Raw genomic sequence first — 22,425 nt, 5'->3', positions numbered from 1 at the left:
ATATGCTTATGTTGGCCGTGAAGCCCAATAAGAATGGTACGATCTGATTCAGAAGCTGGGAACGCTGTCGGATTTTATTGTTGAAAAAGATTTTTGGACTGTTTGGGTAGGTATAAAATAAATAATATTGAAATATTCGAGGTAATGAAAAGAGCCTGAAAAGCTTTTCAGGCTCTTTTTGCTGGTAGTTATTTAGGTTAATGAAAATGTCAGCGACGTCATATTCAAATTATCATGACCGGACAGCAATAAACGGTTTATCTATACTGGTTGTCCGTCGTACTTTTTTCTCTTCTTCATCAACCAACTGATTCAGTTTACTAACAAAGATAGCTTGAAGTTTCTGCCAAAACTCTTCGAAATGTTCTTCATTACGCAAACAACTAGTCATTACCGCAGCTCGTAATACATAAATGCGGCGGGTTTTCTCCCATTCACTGCGGCTAAAACCACATTTTTCTGCATAATGCTGCGGTGTATCACCATACTCTTTGTAATCCAGTATGGTGGATGATGTAAGAAAATCGTTGGCATAAGCACGCCCTGTATAATATGAACAAAGTTCATAAAGGCGTTTATTGAGGGCATTGTGGCGGGTCAAACTCTCGTTGCCAACTTCTTTGAATGTGAAGTTAATCATATGAAAATCAGGGAATGGCATAATATGCACTTCAAACCGATGCATACCTACTTCTATTGGCGCTAAATTCGCGAGCTTATCCAATAGACGGTGAGCGGTGACAATACCGGCAGCGATGATTTTTCCATATCCATTGATATTCAAAGGTAATAATCGATGGGCAGCCCAGAGAGCCGCTGCTGTCGCTCCTGCTTTTGAGCCTTCCATGATAGATGAACCTAGAATTCCTCTATTGATAGCTGAGGGATTCGTATTATCGTTTTTCTCTTCAAAGACATAAGCCGCCCGGGAAGAAATCAGGTCGAGAATACGTTTGTCTTTCATACAGATGGCACCAGCCGCGTATTGAATAAATCCAACCTTATGCGGGTCAACTGTAATCGAATCAACTTCTTTCAATGCCTTGAAACTTTGGTAAACCTCCGGTTTCGGCCAGCTAATGCCTTCAGGCATAATTCCTATCGTACGATGATGATTAACCAGATCATCATATTCTACAAACTCTCCTTGTTCATTCAGGAGCATAGAACAAGCGTATCCTGCATAAGCTGCATCAACATGGATATAGAATGATTCACCATAAAGCTCCTCACATTCCTGCCTCAATGCGATGACTTTATCAATTTGATCTATCGCCCCAACCTCCGTTGTTCCTACCACAGCAATCATTGCCAAAATTGACTCGCCTTTTTCAATTAAATCAAAAACTATCTTCCTCATTTGAACAATGTCAGTTTGATAGTTTTCATTAACAGGCAATGAAATAATGTTTTCCTGACCGATACCAAAAATATCTGCTGCTTTCATCCAAGAGTAATGCTTGGATTGTGGAACCAGTAGTTTGCCCAATATTTCTGGTTTTACTCCAATGCCACGACACGTCATATCGCGGACTTCCTCGAAAATTCCACGCTGTTGCAGTTCACTGATTAAATCTAGAGTTTCAGCCGTTGACATGTTTCTCAATTGCTGAGGAGATTTATGATTGAGCAGATCTTTTGCTTTTGGATGTTGGGAAATTGCAAAAGGTAACGTTTTTACATTTCTGGCAACCCATAATCCTTCATAGTTAGCTACAGTACCGCCAGAAGTGATGTGTCCCCAAGATTGCTGAGGATCATAACCAAACATGCGGCAGAGATCTAACCCGGATTCAAGTTCCAGCTCTGTTGTTGTAGGAGAGGATTCATAGCTACAGTTGTTTGGGTTGTACATCATGGCCATAACATAAGCAAGGTTAGAAACCATCAACGTATCACTGCTAATATGGCCAAGATAACGGGGAGAAAAGAAAGGGATTGACGTGTTTTTCAGTTTTGCTGATAACTGATTTAAGATCCCTTCTGTCTGGTAAAGTGTTTCTCTGTAATTGTGTTCATAACGGTCAACAGATGTGACCAAGGCCGAATCTTCGGGATGAAAACCTGAGCGCCAATGTATGTGTTCGCTAACTGCATAGTCCATCATCTCTCTAAAAAAAACCGCATTTTCTGATTTTGGGCCCAAAAACAACGCATCTATATTTAAATTTGGATGAAATGGCTTGGTCATAATTTGCGCAACCTTTTAACTGATTTTTTGTGTTTTATAGTAAAGTTAAATTTTATAAATTTATTAATAAATTTTTTTATTTTCTATATGAATGAAGGATTCCTTGTGATGCTGATAAAAAGCCCACAATAACTGTTTGAAAGTATATTGTTTGATTTTTAGGTAATGCACAAAAATCACTCTACTACCTGTGCCAGGTTAATCTATTTTTGTAGATATAAGACATTATTCTATGAATATTAATAATAAGTTAATAATTAACTTTAAATTTGTGCGCTACTACAAAGAAATGCGAAGAATGTCTTAAGGTGTTATGGAGTAAAGATTTATATATGAACTATACAAGCCATACCATTAGGCTCTAATGATGGCGTTCACACATAACAGAAAGCGTGATTTTTTCACAAATTCTGTTATGCAGAACAAAACATAGATAAGTTATGCGATTGGAGTAAGTGAATACAACCAACAAAGCTGTAAATTGAAAAATAAAGAGTATGTTATATATTGCACATAGCAAAAAATGTATATTGATTAGCTAACTCAGCGATAAACATAAAAATTGCACCAAGTAAAATAGAATAATTATTATGCAATGATAAGCTATATTTCTCCTTCCATAAAGCATACGTCCAAACTGTCATTGCAATGATATATAAGCACCATGAAACCATCCTCAGTCCAAAGGCACTTTTGATATTAAGTTCAACTTGGTGTGGAAAAATAGCATTATCATTCACTGTTATGGCTTCCGCTAACCACCCCATATAGGCTGGGTGTTCAATCAAGCGCACTGTTATACTGATAAACACAACCAACAGTGCTGTCATCACCAATTTGATAGGCAATGGTCCTTGAATGTGTTTTCTTAACGGACAACCAATAAATGACAGTGCCAACGCAGGCCCCAATGTAAACACCGCACTGTAGAACAGAAAATAAGTATTAATGTTTGTCCAAGTGACCATCTCACTGTTAACGTAAATAATCGCCATATAATGAAGGCTGATTAAACCAATGATACCTATCCCCAGAAGGATATAAGCATGTACTTGTTTTATGATTACGATAAAAATCGTATATAAAACCAGCAGACCAAAATAGATGGCAGCAAAAGTTGTTTCTGTGTTTACCCATTCCGGCATAACATGACGGAATGAGTGATAAACATTCAACGGGTACTCTAAAATGTTTAGGGAGGCCACTAACTTGATCCCTGCCAACACATTGCTGACTAATAAGGTTCTTTGCACAATGATAGTCATCGAATTGTGCCATGTGTTTAATTTATGCTTAAACCAGTAAATATAAAGTGCACTCATCAGCACAAGCCCAATGGAGCCTTGTACTGCCATTGTAAATGCAATCAACAGCCATTCACTCATGTCAATTCTATTCCATTTCTCTGTAATCAAAAAACATCATCGACGCGTATTACATCCATATCTTATTGATTCAATTTTAGTTTGATTGAGATATTATATTGAATGGGCAAAATTTTACGCAAGTTCAATGTTAATCCAAAAAAAAATTTACTTTTTTTCGATAGTTATGCCGTGATTAATAGGAGTATCTACCTCTTATCAGAGCTACCTAAATATGTTAAATTAGCTCTCATATCAATCACTTCTAATGAGCATTCCCTATGATCCCGGAAAAACGTATTATTCGTCGGATTCAATCTGGTGGTTGCGCAATCCACTGTCAGGATTGTAGCATTAGCCAGCTCTGCATTCCTTTCACCTTAAATGAACACGAACTTGATCAGCTAGATAATATCATCGAGCGCAAGAAGCCTATCCAGAAAGGGCAAACGTTGTTTAAGGCGGGTGATGCATTGAAATCACTCTATGCCATCCGTTCTGGGACAATCAAAAGTTATACAATTACTGAAGAAGGCGATGAACAAATTACAGGATTCCACCTTGCGGGTGATTTAGTTGGGTTCGATGCCATTATTAACACCGAACACCCAAGTTTTGCCCAAGCTCTCGAAACATCGATGGTATGTGAAATTCCGTTTGAAACTCTGGATGATCTCTCTGGAAAAATGCCTAATCTGCGTCAGCAAATGATGCGCTTGATGAGTGGCGAAATCAAAGGTGACCAAGAGATGATCCTGTTGCTCTCCAAAAAGAATGCGGAAGAAAGGCTGGCCGCCTTTGTCTACAACTTGTCCCGCCGCTTTGCGCAACGAGGCTTCTCACCTCGTGAATTCCGTTTGACCATGACACGTGGCGACATTGGCAATTATCTTGGTTTGACTGTTGAGACAATTAGTCGCTTACTTGGCCGTTTCCAGAAGAATGGCATTTTGGCGGTCAAAGGCAAATATATCGCGGTCGAAGATATGGCTAAATTGACGGAATTGGCTGGTAAAGCTCCCGCTACCGCATCCTGATGTCATCTAAATTTTAAGCCAGATCACTATATTTTCCTGATCTGGCATTTTTTTACCCTGTTATAGTTGGTTATATTGGTTTATCTTCTGTATGAAGGGGGCATTCAGCCTCTGCGAGGAACTCAATATGGCAAACTACCAAAATATCTTAGTTGCAATTGACCCCAATCAGGATGATCAGCCCGCATTAAGACGTGCAGTTTATATCGTGCAGCGTAATGGTGGTCGAATTAAAGCCTTTCTACCTATCTATGATATTTCATATGAAATGACCAGCCTTCTTTCTCCCGAAGAAAGAAATGCCATGTGCAAAGGTGTTATTGGGCAACGAGCCGCTTGGATAAAGCAGCAAGCCTATTACTATCTTGAGTCAGGGATTGATATTGAGATCAAAGTTGTTTGGCACAATCGCGCTTACGAAGCCATTATTCAAGAAATCATCACTGAAAATCATGACTTATTATTGAAAATGGCACATCAGCATTCTCGACTGGGATCCATCATTTTCACTCCACTTGATTGGCAATTGCTACGTAAAAGTCCCTGTCCTGTCTGGATGGTAAAAGATCAAGTATGGCCAGAAAGTGGCTCTGCGGTTGTTGCAGTCAATTTATCCAATGAAGAATCTTATCATAATGAACTAAATCTTAAATTAGTGCGAGAAACACAAGATCTTGCCAATCGAATTGTAAAAGAACCACTGATTCATCTTGTTAGTGCTTATCCGGTTGCACCTTTAAATATTGCCACAGAGCTACCTGATTTTGATCCGAATGTGTATAACCAAGCATTGCGTGGTCAACATCTTGTTTCTATGAAGGAATTGCGGCAAAAATTTTCGATTAGTGAGCAGTACACCCATGTTCATGAAGGTATACCGGAAAAAGTCATTCCGGAAGTATGCGATGAATTAAATGCAGGAGTCGTTGTTTTAGGCATTCTAGGCCGAACGGGGCTATCCGCTGCGTTTCTTGGTAATACTGCTGAGCATGTTATTGATAAATTAAAATGTGATTTGCTTGCCATTAAACCAGATGGATTTGTTTGTCCTATTAGTGTGGATGAAGAGCCATAAATTGAACAATTATCGCCAGAAAATGATTGCCCGAAATCAAAATCATGCTTATTTCGGGCAATTTTATAATATACGCTAAATAATATTGTTCCAAAATCTATGTCCACCAAATAAGGTCACCATCTTTGTGGATACCCATAAAGCACGTAATAAGCAACCGTTTTTCCTGCAACTGGTTGGCATTTCCCGTTAAAACAGCATGTACCAAATTGCCATTGAGCAGGATTAAATCCCCTGGAGTTATATCGATAACCATACTTTCATGTTCTTCGAGTAACTCTGCTGGATAAGGAAAACCACTATGTGTTAGCCCAAAAGCTGAACGAGAAGCAACATCTGGATCTATATTCCATACTTTTAATTGTCCACCACCTTGTGGAACTTCTGCGTAAAAATTCACAGCCATCACACGCTGGACACATTGAATTTCAAAACCACTTTGTAATGGGTCGCTAAGTTGAGCTAAATCATCATGAGGTAAGAGAAGAAATTCTCCGGAATTATTCCAGTAAACCGCTTTAGCATTACCAGCAGGAATTCCTTGATATGTAGCTGGCCGAATATGCAATAAGTTCTCTGACCGTGACTCATTTAGTTGATCCACAAACCGCTCCAGAGGATTAATTGCTCCTTGAAATAATTCATCAATTGCAGAGTGAAAATACTCAGCTTCTTTTAGATACTCAAAAGTCGTTTTCTCTATGTGAGAAGCACCAAGAAAATACCCCTCTACCCCATCTATTCCTTCACCATAGCGAGGTTTTCTGGCTGAAGATCGCCAAAAGTTATCAATGATTTTCTTTCGTTGTTCCCATGATAAAAAGTTACGGATTCGACATGCAGCTAGATGACCATTTAAAAGAGCATCAACTGTATCTATTGCTATATGACCTTCAGTCTCATGTATAACAAATTCTGATGCTGTCAGTTTTATTCCTGTTAGTGATAATTTTTTAGGCATCATGGCTATTCCTTTATTTTTTTAAGTAATATGTTATTTATCTTCACCTATTTACGAGGATTACCGTGTCTTTGTTTCTTGCTTTTTATGCAGCAAGCTTCTTTTTCTGTGTAAAAAACCTAAAATTGCTGGCACTGGGCTGATAATTCTTTCCTACTCTTTAAATTTGTCAATGTATCTTTCACGTAATTTAGGTAGAAGGCTCCAATGCGTACCACCTGAAATATGATGTTCCTGATGATATCCATCATTAAAAGTCAATAAATTATATAGTTTCCCATAATGACTGACTGAATTGGTGAATTTACTTTCCGGATTAGCCCCATGATGCTCATAATAATTTTGTAAATTCACTAAAATAAAAGCGAATAAGAGTGAAGGTAAATAACAAAGTAATGTCCATTGCCAAGATATACTGAATAAAATTACTAGACCAATAAACATTGTAATCCTATCCAAACGCAATTGAGCAAATTCTTTCTTTTTATTGATTTCATTTTTTGAAACCAATTTTTCAAAATGATGGTCACGCCCACTAAATGGTTTTGCCCATAAAAATAACGCCCATAATATGTGTGGAATTATACTGTACAAGGTGCTGAAACCTCCAAGAACAGCATAATTCCACAATGTGTTGTGTTCACCGCCTTTACCACCTAAAAAAGTTGATGACCTATCGTTGATAGGATTTCCATTATCATTATGATATTTATGGTGATTCCTGACATGAGTAAAGTTATAAGCTTGAAGGGATTGTCCTATGTTGATGGAGTTCAACATGGAAACGAAACTATTCATAGTTGGTGATATAAACCACGGGGTATGAGTAAAAAATGTGAAATAACGATAATATTATAAGTTGTCATGAATGACAGAATGGTAACATTAACTGACCAAGCTGAAATAGATAAATTACTCCAAGATAATGCCAGTGTTATACTGACAATAATATTTAATAAGCTTAGTATAAACATGATGGAATCTTTAGTTGAATATCTCCAGATTTTCATATTTACCTCACTGCTAATATTTCCGGTAGAGAATATCTCTGTGCTCTTCATCTTTCTAATTACCGCTTTTTTTTCCGCGCTGCAATTTGAAACCTATTGAGTATCAAACTCAATAATTCTATAAAATAAATGAATGATCTCATCACAAAATAAAATTACCTGAATTTTTCAGATACTCACTACCGATGATTTTAAAATTTATTGATGAATAATTAGAAATAAGACTGTAAACTACCACAACGTCTCACATCTAATGTTGCACAATGAAAAGATCCACCAAAGCTATTGAAATTTCTGAAATTACATGGAATAGGCGTAAATCCCCAACGTTTCATTGCTGCTATCATGGGTTCATCTTGTTTTTCAACAATTACCCTATTTTCATCCAACATCAGGATATTCATATTGATCCATTTACTGGTCATATATAAAGGGTGATTGTCCGGAATAATCGGTGCTGGCGCATGTAATACATCCCACCCTTTAAATAAATCAGGAATTTTTGATACTTTTTTAGGATTAATTAGCAGTTTTCCAGGTGAAATAGGAACAAACGTCGCATCAATGTGCATGGGGTTTGGATCATCAAATTCAAATACATGTATTCGATATTCATCACCAATATGTCGTTTTAACCATTCAATCCCAAAATCATTTGTTACATGACTTTTTTGAGCAATAATATCTCGGCCACAACGATAAAAATCAGCCGCATCAAAAGTGGGTTCGAATTCTGTAACAGCAAGAGCGACTTTCTGCTGTTCATTACTCTCTTTTCCCCAATTAAAATTATATTGTTCATCAGTCAGTTGAGGTTTCGGTGCAGCATTCCATTTAGCACCTGCTCTGAAATATTCTTTCAATAAAGACTTATAAGCGGCTGTTTCAAAATAACGAGATCGCCATGCCAATGGACATTCAATAATGTTATCACCAATAACCAAAAGTACATCTCTAGGCATGGCACAATATAATCCTGTACTTGTCCATCCTGGGGCCCCAAATACTAGTGATTGATCTTGTGCGTCAGGACGACGGACTTTAACTCCTTCACTTTCAAGAATATGAACAAATTCTTCCAATTCTCGAGAAGCTGCCTCAATACGTTCTTTGGGAAAAGTACGGCCTGCATTTCGTTGAAAATTGACAATTTGTTGTTCTGGCAGGACAGGCTCTAATGCCATGTGCCATGAAGGAAATCTGGCACCATCAACAATACCAACAATCACTTCTTCAAGCGGGTCCCATTCAGTAAATGCATTGACAGGTGATTTAAATAATTTCGAATGAGGTAAATTTTTCATATTATCTCCTTTCGTTATTTATGTCCTTATATTATAAAGAATGAATTTAGTTAAGGATCTAATGGGATAGGTTCTACCGTTGTATAATAAAAAATCCGATTATGGCCTCCTGTTTAGGTTAATCGGATTTTAAAATTTAGCAACTATAGTTATTTTTAATGGCATTATTATTTTAAATACAACACATAATATAAAAATAAATTATAATAATTATAATTATTTGAATTAACTTAATATTATTAACGGTTTTTTGTTCCTTTCTCACGAAAAATCAGAACTAAACCTAGTATTATTGCAACCATTCCAATCATACTTAAAATAGATAATGCATTACCTAAAAATAAATAATCCATTATTGCTGTTACAGCCGGAACAAGATAAAACAAACTGGTAACATTAACAAGATTGCCTGTTCTGATAAGACGATAAAGTAATAATTGAGCAACTACTGAGATGACTAAACCAAGCCACAGTACGGGAATAATAAAACCGATAACAGGTTCAATATGAAATGGTTTGAAAGGAACAAATAACAAACATACCAGTAAACTTACGCCATATTGTAAAGGTAGAACATCGGAGGGAGGTTGTTGGATCTGTTTCTGAAAGATAGCACCAATACTCATACAAGCCAGTGCAGCTAAAGAAAAAAAAGTTCCTGCAAAAGAAAATTGAGTCATGACTAACCCTTGAAACACAACGAGTATCAGACCAGTCAAAGATAATAGTAAGCCCATCAAACGACGAAACGAGAAATGTCGTTCCATCACCCAAAGTGTAATAATGGGTTGAATTCCCATTACTGTTGCCAAAATGCCGGGAGTAATTCCATTCTCCAATGCAAGAAAATAAAAAATAGAATACCCAGCAATGATCAATAAGCCAACACCCGCAACTTTCTTGGTCGTTCCTTGCATGGGAAAATAACGCTTTCTAAATAAGCAGAGAAGTAATAAGAATAGAAAAGCAATGGCAAAACGTACAGTTAAAATCGCGAAGGAAGAACTATGATCCAGTCCCCATCGAGAAAAGACAGCTCCACTACTCCATAATAAAACGAAAAGAGAAGTTGAACCGTAAGTATTCCAAAGTGTTTTTGAGGTCATAACAAGCACACCTGTAATTTTAACTACATGAAAAATATCAAATTGAACAACGCCAACAAGAATCTTATGTACAAAATAGTACCATGCCTCTGCTGGATAATCATACAGAGGCAAATAGCGTTTTTCGAAATAACGTTTACTATTTTAAAAAAAGAATGTGAAGTGTGGTTGAAAAATAGGAATTAGTCTTCATCAAAAATCCAGATTTCTAGCGGCATTTCGTAAGCGTTCATCTCCACGCCTATCATATTTTTGAGTTGTAGTGATACTTGAATGCCCCATTGCGTCTTTGACGGTCACTATATCTTCACCATTATCCAACATGACAGATGCAAATGTTCTGCGTAGATCATGAGGGGCAAATTTTTCCAATCCACTCTCTATTCTGCGTATCTCAAGAATATGGTAAATCGCTTGATCTGACAGACGATTATCAGTTACATCATCATGGCGACGAATTCGGGTAAAAAGTGGCCCGGGATGATCACCGCGTACTTCATCTACCCAACGGTTTAAACGTTCCCATGTACCTTCCGGCATATAGGATAAACGTTCTTTATTACCTTTCCCCATAACTCTCAGTGCTTGTTCGCGACGAATAATATTTTTCATATCTAAAGAAACAATTTCTGATCGACGCAGCCCACATCCTACAAGCACACCAATAATGGCTGCATCACGCAATCCTTTTGTACTGATATCATTTTCACAGGTAAAGAACAGGTTTTTGATTTCATAACGTTCAAGTGCCCTTCCTTTTGGCAATCTATTTCCTCGGACAGAACGCACTTGTTTTATATGTTGAAAATTGTCGGTATCGAGCTGTTTCATTGACCATGCTTCTAACGCAACCCCCTTCAAAGCAGAAAGATAAGTATTGATCGTTGCAGGGGCTTTACCCGAATCTGAAAGCATTTCCATAATGGCTTGAACATGATGACGACGCAATGCGCTCCAAGTACAGTCCTGCACATTTTGATATCCAAGCATTTTTGCCACGATATTTAAAAATGATTTCATAGTCTGACGACTGCGTTTGGAACCGAGACTGACAAGATAAGCAATCGCAGGATTGTCATAGATCTGTTTTCCCGGAATGGATAAAGACGTCACCATCCTCTGATCTTGTTGAGAGCCAGTCAGTACAATAAGTGATTTTTTATCATCATCATCATTTTCGTGGTTATTTTTATTCTGGTGGTTCAAAGTTACCTCCTGACATCAATGTCTTCAATTCGCCAAAACCACATCCCAAAAAATAAGGGATAAACGGAATCAACATTTCCATCTACTATCCCCTGAATGCCTATTTTTAGTACAGTTCTACAGCGTCTTAATGGTTACGCGCTGTAAAAATTGGGGAACTTTACTCACACCATTTTATTTAAAAAAAGCTACTTTTTCAAATGTATATTTTAATAAGTAGAATGTTTTTGACTGGAGCAACTTAGTTAAGATATTGTTTTAATTAATTATTTTTAATTGACGAATATGTATCCACGGCAGTCTGCAAAGAATGCTATTTTTCCTGACAACCCAATATTCACAGTATGACCACTATCTCCCGTGATTTTCCCAAACATGACACAACGACATCTCAACAAAATCCTTGCTCGATAATAAGTTTTTCATTCATTCGCAGGTGACCATATTTCATCCAGCGGATTACCCAGCTACCACTAAGTCATAAGGATAAAAATTAATTTCGCCCTGCACTTTGATGAGCTGTGCGCTCTCCCCCATAGAAATAAATAAAGTTTTCAGCATGGAAGTAAACGTGTCCTCACCATCAATTATCAACATACATTTACCTGCAAAATGAACTAGTCGATACATACGCTCAGTGGGAGTTGTTAATCAAAATTGTGAAACATTAATGTTAACGACTCAATACCTCACGAACCTTTGAATGCTCCCAAAACTGTAACTTTTCTATTATTCAGTCAGTAGCGCTTCTTTTACTATGTTGATGAATATTCAGCCATACAACGGGGTCCACCCGGAAATTAATGCCTAATAAATAGAAGTCTCTATTTTCAAAAAACGGTGATAGAGACTCAGGAAATGTAGAGTCCGTATTTGGAAATAGTTGAACGCAGCTTGTTGCCGGGAAAGTACAGACAGGGACACCATAATCGATAGCAGTGTATCCTCGCTCATTAACCTGCCTTAATTTTTATTCTCAATATAAAATATAGTTGCACTGATATACGAAAAATTTTGTTATTAATAAAAAGTCTTTTACATGGAATTAATTAGCGTTCATGAAACTCTAAAGATAACTTATCATCAATGCTCTTAACACTGTTCTATGTCAAAAACAAAATTGAACCGTACATATATTTTATTATTAATAAATAAGGCATTAATAAGATGAAATTATTATGTGACTCAGCATTAAAATTAAAACACTATTTGAGTATAGGTACTTCCAATCTGCCGGATAATATTGTCAATATACTTAAAGTGACCTGTAATGATTACCAATCGTCAGTAAAAAAATTCACGGAGTTACTTAATTATATTCATAATAATAATATTAATGTGACATCATTTAATGATCTTGTTACGCTTCATGAGCTAGTGGCTCCGCATGATGGCGCAGTCGTTTCTATGATGTCAATTCATTTTAATCTAGCCATAGGGACGATTGCCAATTTAGGCGATCAAACTCCATATATAGAAAATTTATACCAAGAGCTTTGTTCAGGTCGTGCTATTGGCGTATATTTGGCGACAGAATTAGCTTACGGTAATAATCTGATAGCAATAGAAACACAGGCTAGTTATTTACCAGAAAAAGGTGTATTCATCCTTAACTCTCCCAATTCTGGTGCATATAAATTTATGCCTAATACCATACCATGTGAGTTACCTAAAATAGCTGTGATTTTAGCTCAGCTCAATGTATCAGGGAAAAAATATGGTATTTTTCCATTTGTCGTCCCTCTGTCAGTAAATGGTCAATTAATTACTGGTGTTAAAATTACTTCGCTTGGTGATAAGCCGGGATTTTATCTTGATAACGCAATAACTTCATTTGATAATATTGAAATTCCTTTTGAAGGGCTCCTTGCTGGCAATATGATAACATTGACCAAAAATGGTCAGGTATCATTACATACTAAAAAATTAAAAGAACGGTTTTCATTAGTTACAAACCGCATACATACTGGGAAATTATGTATGGCTGTTAGTTCGATTACAGCGGCCAAATCGGCTCTCCATATCACCAGTACATATGGTCATCATCGACAAACTTTCGGCTACTCTGGTGCTATGCCAGTGATAAATTATTTTCATTTTAGCCAAGGCCTTGCCTGGGATACCCTGAGTACAGTCACACATGCGTTGTATTTAAGAGAGTTAACGAAAAAAGTTTCAGTAATGCTATCAGGATCAGTTAAAAATTTTAACTTTCCAGATGAGCTACTTATTGAAATTATTACTGCAAAATCCTTATGCACATGGCGTACACAAGAAATATTACTTAATTGCCGAGAGCGTTGTGGCGCTCATGGGTTATTTATGAACAACAAAATCCCCCATTATTTAATAGCTAATTTTGGTGCAATTACCGCCGAAGGTGATAATATCGTACTTTCCCTGAAAGCTGGAGAGATTATTTTTATTAATGGAGTAACCATCCGTAAAGAAAATGTTCAGCATGATTTGTTTTTTATTTTAAATGATTACATGAATTCTATATTAAATAAATTAAATAAACTGATAATCAATGGAGAAAAAATAAATTTTGATTTCATCAATAAGCATGACACCGATTTTATTGAATTAAGTCAAACATATGCTGTTTTATCTTTAGTGACAACAATCATAGACACATATCACATGGATGATATTGATATGATCATCGAAGGTTATCTCCTTGATTGGGTTCACCGCAACATGAGCAAACTGTTACAAAATGAAGTTATTGATTTGCAGAGATCTAAAAAAACAGATGAAAGACGAACAGAATATATACGTGAGTACGCAGAAAAAATTAATGATTATATTTCCAGTTTTGAAGTGGATAAATTTGGAATTGAAACACCAATATCAAGTAATGACTATATATCATGGTATGCAAGAAGCCATAATTAACCATTAAAAAATTAATCATTTGTTATACAAGAAAAATAACGATATCGTTATTTTGTAGCCAGGTCGATTAGGTAAAAATATTTATATTCATATGTAATACCGCCCGCTGTTAAGCGGGCGGTAGAGCACGATTTGCTGACTTTACATAACAATATGCTCGGTCAATAATGTATGGTTAACGGCATATTTTGCTTGCCATGCTTTAGGGTTGATCAAATAGTGTTGCCGGAAACGTTTAGAAAAATGGCTTGGGCTGGAATACCCCACTGCGGCTGAAACCTCAATGACACTCATCCCTTTCTTCAATAAATCTTCCGCTGTAGTCATACGAACGTTTTCCAAATATTGATGAAATGTACGAAAAACAACTGCACGGAATCCCTCTTTTAATTTCCGTTCATTCAGACCAACTGCTCTTGATAATGATTTTATTGTCCAAGGGTAATGATAGTCGCTGTTAATTATCTTTATTGCATTGTAAACCGCACGACGCTGCAAGCCGTTAATCGCATTATACTGGCAGTCATAAATTTGAGCAGTCACACAAGCAAGTATTTCCAACGCTTTTGCCTTTAAATAAACCTTTCTGACACTACCATTTAATTGACATTCTTCTATTTGATTGACTATCTGCATAAATGGTGGATAGATAGGACGAGCCATCATCAAGACATCGCTATAACTCGCATTTTTTTCAAAACCAGTTGTTAGTTTGGTAAAAGATGGCAACTCCTGAGCTTCAATTTCGTTCAGAGAAAAACGGATATCAAGAATATGCCATGCTCCACAGCCAAAGAAATTTATGCCACGCGTCATCTTAGGCGAATAGAAAAAAATCATTGTTCCTGGATTAATATCTAAATCATCACCATTCTCAATCGCCATTTTCCCTTTCCCGCTTAGAACAAAAGCAATTGATACTGTTGGCGGCCCTTCACAATATTCAGTGAAATCTTTATTTAGCTCAAGACGAATCCGGTTTATGTGAATTCCGTCAGATAGTTCCTCTGTTAACAACGAGGGAGTTATGTCATTTTCCTCCACCTGTGAATGTATATAACTGCAATGGCCAGCAGTGAAAACTCCCAATTTCTCGCTATAGATCGTCTTCATGAGATCCCCTGTAAAATTAGCATCAGATTCCATTTCAAATGCTATTTACATAAAAAAAACAGCATGTTGTGTGTGTTAAGAGCATTATGCTTTTATTTTATATATATACATAATGTAAATATCACGCAATTTATCATTAATGATAATCATTATCAATAGTACGCATTGCGCTACTTTTGTCCCTATCCCGTTAGCCCCGATTTTCTACTATCGTTAGTCTCCCAGAGATGTTTTTTGTTTTACCACACTTGTTTTTTGTAAAACATAATTTGACAAGGCATAACGAGTATTCATATGAAAAGAAAATATGCTAAGGCATCTGTCTTATGTTGCCTGGTTTCACCTATGGCTTGGGCAGAACATGCACCTGAAGCTAAAGAAGATGTTTTGATCGTGACGGCTAACAAACGAGAAGAAGCATTAAATAAAATTGATGGCAGCGTTTTGGTTAAAACTGGCGAAGAACTTGAGCAGGCGGGCATCACCCAAGTGCAGGATCTTGAACGTGCTTTCCCCGGTTTACAAATCCGCTCTCGTGGCAATCGAACCTATTCGGCAACCACAATTCGTGGCATCAGTTCACCTGATTACTATTCACCTTCCATTCGAATTTATGTTGATGGCGTTCCTCAGGACCACCAATTTCTAACACAAGAATTAATCAATGTAGAACGTGTAGAATTATTACGAGGCCCTCAAGGCACCTTATATGGTGGAAACGCCCAAGCGGGTGTTATCAATATTGTTACCCGTTCGCCCAAAGAAGGTCCTTGGCTTAACTTATCTGGTAATTATTCCAGATTGAAACAAGGCGGTTCCTTCAGTGGATCAACACCTCTTATTGAGGGTGTTCTTTATGGCAGTACTAGCCTACGCTGGGTAAAAGAACCCGGCCAAATTGATGCCCCAAATCGGGGTGATAAAAATATTGATTCCAGCAAAACCTGGTTGGGTAAAGGACAACTGACATTTGCACCAGATGATTCCCCTTTCAGCGCTGAACTTAGCTTTGCTCATGAAGATCTTAATTCTCACGAAGAACTTTATTTAACTGACGAACAATTCCGGCGGAAAAAGTTTGATGGTGCTACCCCTGATTTAAAACGACGAGTCAATAGTTATGCACTGAAAGCTGAATATGATTTCGGTGACAATGCATTGACCAGTGTCACTTCTTATCAGGATCGCGATATCTTCCGTAATTTCGTCGGGGGTAAATGGAAAGAGAAACACGACGCCACAACCCAAGAGTTGCGTTTAAATTCCAACTATTCAAATGGAATAACCAGTATTCTCGGCGGTTGGTTCTCAGATGAAAATAGTAAACATCTGGTTGGTGCTTATCCTGGTTACTACAGTGATTCCCTTAACACGATTAAAACAAAATCACTGGCGCTGTTTGGTGAAGTTAAATTACCGGTTGCTTCCCAATGGGATCTGACCCTTGGCGGACGTTTGTCGCATGAAAAATCGCAGATAGCCTATACAGGCCGTTCTGGCACGATGGCGGTTGATGCGTTTAATAATCAAGTTTCCAATAACGAGTTTACACCTAAAGCGGCTTTGGGCTGGCAATTCACGCCTGATACCCGTTTCTATGTTTCTGCAACTAGAGGTTATAAACCCGGCGGGTTCAACAATATTGTTTCCTCTGCCAATGATAAAAAATCTTACGATACCGAAACCTCAGATAATTATGAATTCGGTTGGCATACATCTTTCTTTAACAATGCCATGACGTTAAACAGCGCAGTTTATTATATCCGTTCAAGAGATAAGCAGATCTATGTTGGGCCTATTGCCATGCAATCCATTCGCAATGCCGGAAAAGCAGAAAGTAAAGGGATTGAACTGAGTAGCCAGATCAAACCAATGCAAGGACTCAGATTTTCTCTTGGCGGCAGTGTAGGTAAATCAAACTTCACTCATGCAACCGATACCATAAATGGCGTAAGTTACAATGGCAAACGTCTGCCATATGCGCCAGATATCATGCTTAATACAAGTGTCGACTATCTGATTAATCAGACAATCTTGCCAGGCAACCTTTATGTAAATGCGGGCGCCCGCCACTATTCAAAAAGCTACTTTAATGAAGCGAATACCCTTGAACAAGGAGCATATACTCTTTATGACGCCTCATTAAGTTTAGAAATGGCTCATGGTGTTAACGTCAAACTTTATGGCGAAAATCTGGGCAACAAAAAGTACCGAGTCTCTAGTTTCCAGCAAGGCCCCAGTACGCTCAGTATGATAAGTAAGGGCTTGAATGTTGGGCTGGACGTGAGCGTTGCACTATGACGCAAACGCACAATATTTCAAATTCCCGTCACGTCTCGTTACTGCTTCTGACTTTGGCTGGTGTTTACACCATCCAAAGTACCATTGGCATGTTAACGTTACAAAGCATGCCCGCATTTTTGCGCAGCCACGGTGTAACACCAGATAAGATAGGGTTACTTTATCTGTTGATGTTACCCTGGGCATGCAAGTTCCTTTGGGCGCCGATTGTAGAGCGCTATCGTAAAACAGGTTCGGGGGATACTCACCCTCGCCGCCTCATGCTCTGTGGCAATCTGCTAATTACCCTGCTTTTCTGTGCTATGTCATTGGCAAACCCCGCTGAACATATGCCGCTGATTATTACGGCTTTGTTTCTGATAACACTTTGCCTGACCGTCGTAGATACCACCACAGATGGTCATGCTATTGACCGGTTATCACCACAACATCGTCCCTGGAGCAATGTCATGCAGGTCGGGGGCGGTTATCTGGGGGCCATTATCGGCAGCGGCCTGTTTTTATATCTGACTTCACTGTATGGCTGGCACATTGGTGCAGGTGTATTAACCATTGTGATTTTCTTGATGTCACTGCCTATTTTGTTCATCCGAAAAACTCAGGAGAAGCAAGAACCGGATGTTTCAAAGGCTATGATTTCAAAAGATATGGCAAAGCCCTCTCTGAAGAGTGCATTACGCCGTGCTCCGGTTAAACAAGCACTGGTTTTAATACTGTTATGTATGGTAGGTACGCGCCTGTCACTCGGAATGCTCTCCCCATTTTTAATCGATCGCGGAGTAGATCTAACTCAGCTTGGCATTATCGCAGCCAGTGGTGGTGCATTGGCCGGATTATTTGGTGTCCTGTCTGGCGGCATCATTGTACGCAAGCTAGGAGCTATTCAAACATTATTGGGCCTTATGCTGCTTGAATGTGTGGTCTTAGCGGGGATTTTCTGGCTTGCCCAACAATCAGAAACTTCTCTCTCCCTACTTTCAGCCATATACATTTTCATCACGTTAATCACCGCGGCTAAATTTGTTGCTTTGTATACCCAGATGATGTCTCTGGCAGCAGGTACACAGTCTGGTGTGGATTTTGCATTGATGCAATCCGCAGATATGAGTATAGCGATCATCTGTTCAATGCTGGGCGGGCTAATTGTGACCAAAGCAAGTTACGCTTCCCTTTTCGCTCTTGCATCACTCTTCACCCTCACTGGCCTGTTCTGGATATTACGCAAGCGCCGAGATTTCCAAAAGGAAAGCACCTATGCTTAGTTATGACTCTTCTGCGCAGAACTCGCCAGAGCAACGCGCTGCTGATGCCGGTGTCATTAAGACATTATGGGGTATGATGCGCCCATACCGCACGCTGAGTTACATTGCAATTTTGCTTGCCATCGTTTCTGCTGGTCTACAAATACTACCGGCAGCGGTTGCTGGGTTAATTACCCAATCTATCTATGACGGACAATATGACACGTTATTGAGTTACGGTGTCACGTTATTGGGTTTTACCTTTGCTGCTATGTTGACTTTCAGTGGCTCAACATTTGTTTCTCATTTGATTGCCGCCGATGTTCAGGCTGATGTTCGTCGTAACATCAGCAGTAAGTTGAAGTCTGTTCCCCTAGGCTTCTTCATGCAGACTGACAGCACCGAAATCAAGAAGATGATGTTAGATGACGTCGAACAGCTTGAAGATGGTATTGCCCATATCATTCCAGAGATGTCCGCAACCTTGTTTGGCCCGCTGATCGCATTGAGTGTTATGTTGGTCATCGATTGGCGGTTAGCATTAGCGGCATTCGCCCCAACTTTGGGCGCTTGTTTATTATTCATCTATATTCAGATAAAAGTTCAAACCACAACTCAGCACTTTTACGCAGCCCAAAATCGTATTGCTTCGACCATGGGTGAAGTTATCAATGCTATCCCTGTGGTAAAAACCTATTCAGGCGGCAATATTGCGCTACAGCGAGCTGAAGAAGCATTCACTGCCCTGACACGTATTATCGATGTCTGGGTTGAGAAAGTGCAGGTAAAATCCAGCCGTTTTTTTGTATTATCGAGCGCTAACTTATTATTTGTACTTCCATTGGCAGTCTGGTTATTTAACCGACAAGAAATCTCTGTATTTGAATTCACCTTCTTTATTCTGGCCGCTATGGCATTCGGCAATATTGCTTCATCCATGTTCGCGGTGATGACACGTTTGCAACAGCAAGAAGCATTAATCACACGTTATCACTGGTTAATGAATCAACCTGAATTAACACCATGTACTCAGAGTCCAACGACTAATGCTCAATCCCCTATCGATCATAGCGTTACCTTGCATAATGTCAGCTTCTCCTATCAAAATGGGCAGGATAATGCATTAAATAACATCTCGTTTTCCGTACCTGCCGGAAGTTCACTGGCCCTGGTAGGAGCCAGTGGTTCGGGTAAATCGACTGTAGCCAGTTTGATTGCTCGTCTTTGGGACCCGAAACAAGGCAAAATTACCGTTGGTGGTATTGATATCCGTAATATGGATGAACCCACCCTGCGTAATAACATTTCTTTTGTTTTTCAGCGTGTATTTCTGTTCAACGATACGATAGCCAATAATATCCGACTGGCCCGCCCTGATGCATCCCAAGCCGAGGTTGAAGCGGCAGCCACCGCAGCACAGGCACACCAATTTATTCAACAGCTACCACAAGGTTACGATACTGTGCTTAACAACGGTATCAGCTTGTCTGTGGGAGAAAAACAGCGTATCGCCGTTGCCTCCGCTATCCTGAAAAATGCGCCAATTCTTGTCTTGGATGAAGCCACAGCTTATGCCGATCCTGAATGTGAAAAAGAGATGCAACAAGCACTCAATGCACTATGTCACACCAAAACAGTGATTGTTATTGCCCATCGCCTGCCGACTATCCGTCATCTTGATCAAATACTGGTCTTAGATAAAGGACAAATTATTGAGCAAGGTACCCATGATGAATTGGTTTCACAGCAAGGCGCATATGCCAAACAGTGGGCCGCTTGGCGGGGAGAAACTACCGGAACAGGAGAAAATTATCATGGGGCTATTTAATCGTCTCCAGCAACATTTGCCCCCGAAACTGCAACGGGTTTGGTTCTGTGGGTTGTTATATAAGCAGCTTGATATCATTGCGATTATTGCTCAACTTGCCATCGCAGCTTGGGCTATCACCCATCTGGAGGATACTCATCTGAAAGAGAGTGGCAATAATATGCTGCCGTTTATCACTCTGACGTTATTGATTCTGTTACTGGTGCTGCGGTTCGCTTTTATGTCTCGCGCACTGCGTAAACTCACCATTGCTGCTTATGGATTGGGTATAGAAATCCGTCGTTCTTTGCTACAGCGGCTTGTCAGTATGTCTGTCGCAACAATCCGGGGGCTAAGTGCCGGAAAAATAGCACTGACATTATCCGAAGATGTGCAATGGCAGGAAAATCAATCCGCCTATACCACACCACAAATTACCTGTCAGATTACGATGCTGGCGCTCATTTATCTGGCTTTATTCTGGTTTGATTGGATTGTTGCTGGCAGTGCCCTATTGGTATTGATGGTTGGTCTAATCATTCTGGGCGCAATCCGTCAAAAGCTAAATGAAATATTGCGTCGACGGGCAGCGATGATGGCTGACGTGTCTGAATCGATCGTAGAGTATGCACAAGGCATGGCCTTTATCCGCGCAGCAGCGGCGACCACAACGGTAGAGCAGCGTTTTGACCAAGAAATTGAGCAATTACGTGTTGCATTCCGCCGTGGAGTATTTAAAAGCATACCGCTACTGAGTCTGTTCTACATTGTCATTGATACCAGTGTGGTGGTTGGTATTCTAGCCGGAGCACTACGTTTCCATTCTCCGGAAGCACTCACACTTTCCGAAATGCTCATCACGATTTTGCTGCTGTTTGCCACGATTACCCCTTTACGCGGGATCATTCCCCTGATCAATGTGACCGCATTGACACAAGTGGGCGAAATGCATATTGCAGAGATAGAAGCGGTTGAAACGCAAGTTTCCGGGCCATTAGCAGCACCAGCCAAATACGATATTGAAGTTAACAATGTTTCATTTAGCTACCCAGGCACTAGCCAACCAGCTATCCAAAACGTTTCATTTTATGCGCCACAAGGCAGTATGACCGCCATTGTGGGGCCAAGTGGCAGCGGTAAATCCACGCTGGCCTATTTATTGCTCTCTTTTTATCAACTGGGTAAAGGTGAAATCCGGCTGGGTGGTGCTCCTATCCATCATTATCAGACCCAAGCCCTGTATGACACCGTCACAATGGTGTTCCAGGAAACAGCACTCTTTCAGGATACTGTCGCGAATAATCTCCGTTTGGGCAATCCGAATGCAACTCAGTTGGAATTGGAACAAGCCGCCCACCTTGCCAATATTCACGATACGATTATGGCCTTGCCACAAGGGTACGACACCCTTTTAGGTGTGGATGGCGGTACATTGTCCGGTGGTGAACGCCAGCGTCTTGCCATTGCTCGCGCTATTCTAAAACAGTCTCCTGTTTTATTCCTGGACGAAGCAACCGCTTCACTGGATCCGGAAAATGAGCGATTGATACAAGAAGCGTTTGATTCTCTTACCCAGAATAAAACCGTTTTCGTTATCGCTCATCGGTTAAGCACAATAACCCGCGCTGATCAAATATTGGTAATGGATCATGGAACCCTGTGTGATAGCGGTACCCATGACGAATTACTGAATCGCTGCCCGCTTTATCAATCTCTCTGGAAAAATCACCTTGGTTCAGAAGAGCATTGGCACTTACATCCGAAACATTTACCCGGAAACATTCACCCGAACAAGGTGTGATCCACTCATT

Annotated in this window: 16 protein-coding genes; 7 read left to right on the top strand and 9 right to left on the bottom strand. The window is 39.3% G+C overall.

Features of this window, described 5'->3' with window-relative positions; all coding sequences use genetic code 11:
• Nucleotides 1–232: 232 nt before the first annotated feature.
• The gene (locus tag Xhom_RS49610; RefSeq protein ID WP_069315721.1) at nucleotides 233–2,191 is read right to left on the bottom strand and encodes a pyridoxal phosphate-dependent decarboxylase family protein; all 1,959 of its coding nucleotides are present in this window, start codon (nucleotides 2,189–2,191) and stop codon (nucleotides 233–235) included.
• Between the two features lie 500 nt (nucleotides 2,192–2,691).
• A complete protein-coding gene (locus Xhom_RS49605; protein ID WP_069315720.1) occupies nucleotides 2,692–3,576 on the bottom strand; it encodes a dimethyl sulfoxide reductase anchor subunit family protein in 885 nt (294 codons plus the stop codon).
• A 260-nt stretch (nucleotides 3,577–3,836) separates the two neighbouring features.
• On the opposite strand from Xhom_RS49605, the gene Xhom_RS49600 reads away from it, so the two are divergent.
• The gene (locus tag Xhom_RS49600) at nucleotides 3,837–4,592 is read left to right on the top strand and encodes an FNR family transcription factor (RefSeq protein ID WP_069315719.1); all 756 of its coding nucleotides are present in this window, start codon (nucleotides 3,837–3,839) and stop codon (nucleotides 4,590–4,592) included.
• A 127-nt stretch (nucleotides 4,593–4,719) separates the two neighbouring features.
• On the top strand, nucleotides 4,720–5,667 hold the full coding sequence (gene uspE / locus Xhom_RS49595; RefSeq protein ID WP_069315718.1) for a universal stress protein UspE: 948 nt from the start codon (nucleotides 4,720–4,722) through the stop codon (nucleotides 5,665–5,667).
• A 97-nt stretch (nucleotides 5,668–5,764) separates the two neighbouring features.
• Here uspE and Xhom_RS49590 read toward each other — a convergent pair whose 3' ends face one another.
• The 6 genes from Xhom_RS49590 to Xhom_RS49565 all read right to left on the bottom strand — a co-directional run bounded on the left by Xhom_RS49590 (nucleotide 5,765) and on the right by Xhom_RS49565 (nucleotide 11,851).
• Nucleotides 5,765–6,631 carry a 2OG-Fe(II)-dependent halogenase WelO5 family protein gene (locus tag Xhom_RS49590; protein WP_232326282.1) on the bottom strand — a complete coding sequence of 289 codons (867 nt, stop codon included), beginning with the start codon at nucleotides 6,629–6,631 and terminating at the stop codon, nucleotides 5,765–5,767.
• 150 nt (nucleotides 6,632–6,781) lie between these two features.
• Nucleotides 6,782–7,408 carry a fatty acid desaturase family protein gene (locus Xhom_RS49585; RefSeq protein ID WP_232326281.1) on the bottom strand — a complete coding sequence of 209 codons (627 nt, stop codon included), beginning with the start codon at nucleotides 7,406–7,408 and terminating at the stop codon, nucleotides 6,782–6,784.
• 442 nt (nucleotides 7,409–7,850) lie between these two features.
• Complete coding sequence (locus tag Xhom_RS49580) at nucleotides 7,851–8,942, bottom strand: amidinotransferase (protein ID WP_069315716.1); 1,092 nt, start codon at nucleotides 8,940–8,942, stop codon at nucleotides 7,851–7,853.
• Nucleotides 8,943–9,181: 239 nt separating this feature from the next.
• On the bottom strand, nucleotides 9,182–10,048 hold the full coding sequence (locus tag Xhom_RS49575) for a DMT family transporter (protein WP_069315715.1): 867 nt from the start codon (nucleotides 10,046–10,048) through the stop codon (nucleotides 9,182–9,184).
• 192 nt (nucleotides 10,049–10,240) lie between these two features.
• On the bottom strand, nucleotides 10,241–11,164 hold the full coding sequence (locus Xhom_RS49570; RefSeq protein ID WP_232326355.1) for a tyrosine-type recombinase/integrase: 924 nt from the start codon (nucleotides 11,162–11,164) through the stop codon (nucleotides 10,241–10,243).
• 549 nt (nucleotides 11,165–11,713) lie between these two features.
• Entirely contained in the window at nucleotides 11,714–11,851 is a 138-nt protein-coding gene (locus Xhom_RS49565; RefSeq protein ID WP_157104603.1) for a hypothetical protein, read from the bottom strand.
• Nucleotides 11,852–12,421: 570 nt separating this feature from the next.
• Here Xhom_RS49565 and Xhom_RS49560 point away from each other — a divergent pair.
• Nucleotides 12,422–14,152 carry an acyl-CoA dehydrogenase family protein gene (locus tag Xhom_RS49560; protein ID WP_069315713.1) on the top strand — a complete coding sequence of 577 codons (1,731 nt, stop codon included), beginning with the start codon at nucleotides 12,422–12,424 and terminating at the stop codon, nucleotides 14,150–14,152.
• A gap of 141 nt (nucleotides 14,153–14,293) precedes the next feature.
• Here Xhom_RS49560 and Xhom_RS49555 read toward each other — a convergent pair whose 3' ends face one another.
• Nucleotides 14,294–15,265: a helix-turn-helix transcriptional regulator gene (locus Xhom_RS49555; protein WP_069315712.1), complete on the bottom strand. Its 972-nt coding sequence runs from the start codon at nucleotides 15,263–15,265 to the stop codon at nucleotides 14,294–14,296.
• Nucleotides 15,266–15,559: 294 nt separating this feature from the next.
• On the opposite strand from Xhom_RS49555, the gene Xhom_RS49550 reads away from it, so the two are divergent.
• Genes Xhom_RS49550 through Xhom_RS49535 form a run of 4 tightly spaced genes read left to right on the top strand, consistent with a single transcriptional unit; the run spans nucleotide 15,560 to nucleotide 22,415 of the window.
• Entirely contained in the window at nucleotides 15,560–17,566 is a 2,007-nt protein-coding gene (locus tag Xhom_RS49550; RefSeq protein WP_084023025.1) for a TonB-dependent receptor, read from the top strand.
• A complete protein-coding gene (locus tag Xhom_RS49545; protein WP_069315710.1) occupies nucleotides 17,563–18,828 on the top strand; it encodes an MFS transporter in 1,266 nt (421 codons plus the stop codon). Before Xhom_RS49550 ends, Xhom_RS49545 begins: the two co-directional genes overlap by 4 nt.
• Nucleotides 18,821–20,635 carry an ABC transporter ATP-binding protein gene (locus Xhom_RS49540; protein ID WP_069315709.1) on the top strand — a complete coding sequence of 605 codons (1,815 nt, stop codon included), beginning with the start codon at nucleotides 18,821–18,823 and terminating at the stop codon, nucleotides 20,633–20,635. Before Xhom_RS49545 ends, Xhom_RS49540 begins: the two co-directional genes overlap by 8 nt.
• Entirely contained in the window at nucleotides 20,520–22,415 is a 1,896-nt protein-coding gene (locus Xhom_RS49535; RefSeq protein ID WP_232326280.1) for an ABC transporter ATP-binding protein, read from the top strand. Before Xhom_RS49540 ends, Xhom_RS49535 begins: the two co-directional genes overlap by 116 nt.
• Nucleotides 22,416–22,425 lie beyond the last annotated feature (10 nt).

This window comes from Xenorhabdus hominickii (assembly GCF_002632725.1).
In the GTDB taxonomy this organism is placed as follows: domain Bacteria; phylum Pseudomonadota; class Gammaproteobacteria; order Enterobacterales; family Enterobacteriaceae; genus Xenorhabdus; species Xenorhabdus hominickii.
This window is presented reverse-complemented; position numbering and strand designations above follow the sequence as displayed.

Excerpts from the sequence above, each read along its gene's own strand:
- Xhom_RS49540 (WP_069315709.1), top strand. The coding sequence starts at position 18,821 with ATGCTTAGTTATGACTCTTCTGCGCAGAACTCGCCAGAGCAACGCGCT.
- Xhom_RS49565 (WP_157104603.1), bottom strand. The coding sequence starts at position 11,851 with ATGTTGATAATTGATGGTGAGGACACGTTTACTTCCATGCTGAAAACT.
- Xhom_RS49555 (WP_069315712.1), bottom strand. The coding sequence starts at position 15,265 with ATGAAGACGATCTATAGCGAGAAATTGGGAGTTTTCACTGCTGGCCAT.
- Xhom_RS49560 (WP_069315713.1), top strand. The coding sequence starts at position 12,422 with ATGAAATTATTATGTGACTCAGCATTAAAATTAAAACACTATTTGAGT.
- Xhom_RS49590 (WP_232326282.1), bottom strand. The coding sequence starts at position 6,631 with ATGATGCCTAAAAAATTATCACTAACAGGAATAAAACTGACAGCATCA.
- Xhom_RS49610 (WP_069315721.1), bottom strand. The coding sequence starts at position 2,191 with ATGACCAAGCCATTTCATCCAAATTTAAATATAGATGCGTTGTTTTTG.
- Xhom_RS49580 (WP_069315716.1), bottom strand. The coding sequence starts at position 8,942 with ATGAAAAATTTACCTCATTCGAAATTATTTAAATCACCTGTCAATGCA.
- uspE (WP_069315718.1), top strand. The coding sequence starts at position 4,720 with ATGGCAAACTACCAAAATATCTTAGTTGCAATTGACCCCAATCAGGAT.
- Xhom_RS49600 (WP_069315719.1), top strand. The coding sequence starts at position 3,837 with ATGATCCCGGAAAAACGTATTATTCGTCGGATTCAATCTGGTGGTTGC.
- Xhom_RS49585 (WP_232326281.1), bottom strand. The coding sequence starts at position 7,408 with ATGTTGAACTCCATCAACATAGGACAATCCCTTCAAGCTTATAACTTT.
- Xhom_RS49570 (WP_232326355.1), bottom strand. The coding sequence starts at position 11,164 with ATGGTGACGTCTTTATCCATTCCGGGAAAACAGATCTATGACAATCCT.
- Xhom_RS49550 (WP_084023025.1), top strand. The coding sequence starts at position 15,560 with ATGAAAAGAAAATATGCTAAGGCATCTGTCTTATGTTGCCTGGTTTCA.
- Xhom_RS49605 (WP_069315720.1), bottom strand. The coding sequence starts at position 3,576 with ATGAGTGAATGGCTGTTGATTGCATTTACAATGGCAGTACAAGGCTCC.
- Xhom_RS49575 (WP_069315715.1), bottom strand. The coding sequence starts at position 10,048 with ATGACCTCAAAAACACTTTGGAATACTTACGGTTCAACTTCTCTTTTC.
- Xhom_RS49545 (WP_069315710.1), top strand. The coding sequence starts at position 17,563 with ATGACGCAAACGCACAATATTTCAAATTCCCGTCACGTCTCGTTACTG.